Raw genomic sequence first — 1,698 nt, forward strand, 5'->3', positions numbered from 1 at the left:
TGAGGATCGAGCAATACCTTGACCTGTTCGCCGATATCCGGCAACCAGTAATCCTTGTTGTTCTGGGTGTTGCGCTGTAGCACCTCGATCCAGGCCGTGCGCAGATTGTCGTACTCTGGCAGCCTGACGCGCACCCGTACGGTTTTCTCATCCACGGCGCTGACGGTGCCGGTGGCAAACTTGATACCGCTCATCGGTGTTTCCCCTTGACGGTTTGTGTCTTCTTATCCACTACGCCGATGCTGCCGTCGGCCTTTTTGCCGATGACCACCATCTCGCGGGACGTGCCGGCCTTGCCGTCCTTGCCTTTTTTGTGCGGGTTGGCAATCGGTCCCTGGCCGAGAGTGAGTTCGCAGCTGTAACCGCCTTGCCGGTCGATATCATGGCGGACCGCCGTCACCAGCCAGCTCCCCGATAGCCGTCCGAAGCCGGTGAGCGACAAGGTATTGCCGGCTTTCAGTCCCACATTTCCTTCCAGGTTGAGCGTGGCCTCGCGCTGGTACTCATTGTGACGGTTGATACCGGCGCAAACCTTGCTGACCGCCTCATCCCGGGTGCGTGCCCGGCTCTGCATATTGAGCGTGTCCGCGCTGGTAGCATGAGATGAAGGCTTTTGCCCTTTGCCCTTGGCGCTCACCGTTTCTTCTGCCACCGGCCCGATGCTGCCATCCGCCTTGACGCCGATGGTGACCATCTTCTTGGTTCTGGTGTCCTGATATTTGACCTTGGCCTGCTTGTAGATGCGATTGATGGTATCGCGCAGTCGGTAGCGTCCAACCATGGCGGGCGTCAGTGTGTGAACAGCTTCTGCCTCGCGCAGGGTAACGCGGTGCGAGAAGACGAGCGCCTCGTGTGTCACCTTGACGATGTAACCATACTCGCGCGCCAGCCGGGTCATGAACGCCAGGTCGGTCTCATTGTATTGGGTGACGCGGTCAAGTTTGAGCGGCTCTATCGTGCCTTCGAGCCTGAGAGCGTGCTTTTTGGCGATACGGCTGGCGATAGCCAGCAACGTCGTGTTTTCGAACCCCCGATTGGAGCGGGTGCGCATCGCCGCCGTTACCGAGGCCGACAGTCCCCGTAGTGACACCGTATCTGGCGGTCCGCCGAGCTCGATTTCATCTATTGAGAACGTGCCGCAGTTCAGCAGTTTTTGCCCTTCGAGCCCCAGTTTGAGCGACAGGGTATCCCCTTTGCCCGGGTACCAGGCATCACGCCAGCGGCCGTCGCTGTCCTCCAGCTCCACCTGGATCTCGTCCGATTCCCCCGACAGCTTGTCAGTGAAACTGATTGACAGCACGTAGGGCGTGACGTCGACCGTGATGTCCTTCTGACCATAGACCAGCTCAAACACCGGTGTCGGGACGGCGCCGGAAGACTTGCCGCCAGCGGCGGGCGTGGTGGGTGCGTTTAGCGTAGCCATGGTGGCAGCGTCTCCTGGTTGTTGTCTGCCGGGATGACCGGAATGGCGAGCGACATGCCGGCCGGCAGCACCGGCAGGATAGCGACCTGCGGGTTGGCCATGATGATGCGGGCATAACCCAGCGGATCGCCGTAGTAATCGTTGGCAAGCTGATCCCAGCGTTCGCCTTCGCGCGTGATATGGATGATGACGTCGGTGTGCGGGTGATTCATCACAGGCTCCGGGTAATAATGCGGCTGGCAAGCCGGCTTAACTGCGGGGACTGATTGTTCCAG

At 60.1% G+C, this 1,698-nt stretch carries 3 protein-coding genes; all 3 read right to left on the reverse strand.

Going from position 1 to position 1,698, the window contains the following annotated elements:
- Positions 1 to 194, reverse strand: a 194-nt coding sequence (locus tag AC4PR2_RS28665; protein WP_492176020.1) for a phage baseplate assembly protein V, incomplete at its 3' end; no start/stop codon positions are given.
- A complete protein-coding gene (locus tag AC4PR2_RS28670; protein ID WP_492176021.1) occupies positions 191 to 1,423 on the reverse strand; it encodes a phage late control D family protein in 1,233 nt (410 codons plus the stop codon). The genes AC4PR2_RS28665 and AC4PR2_RS28670, both read right to left, overlap by 4 nt.
- The coding region (locus tag AC4PR2_RS28675; protein ID WP_492176022.1) for a tail protein X at positions 1,411 to 1,698 on the reverse strand (288 nt) is incomplete at its 5' end. The genes AC4PR2_RS28675 and AC4PR2_RS28670, both read right to left, overlap by 13 nt.

It is taken from the genome of Serratia sp. A07 (assembly GCF_058725505.1).

What these genes read in the sequence shown, in the direction of transcription:
- AC4PR2_RS28670 (WP_492176021.1), bottom strand. Translation starts at nt 1,423, where the DNA reads ATGGCTACGCTAAACGCACCCACCACGCCCGCCGCTGGCGGCAAGTCT.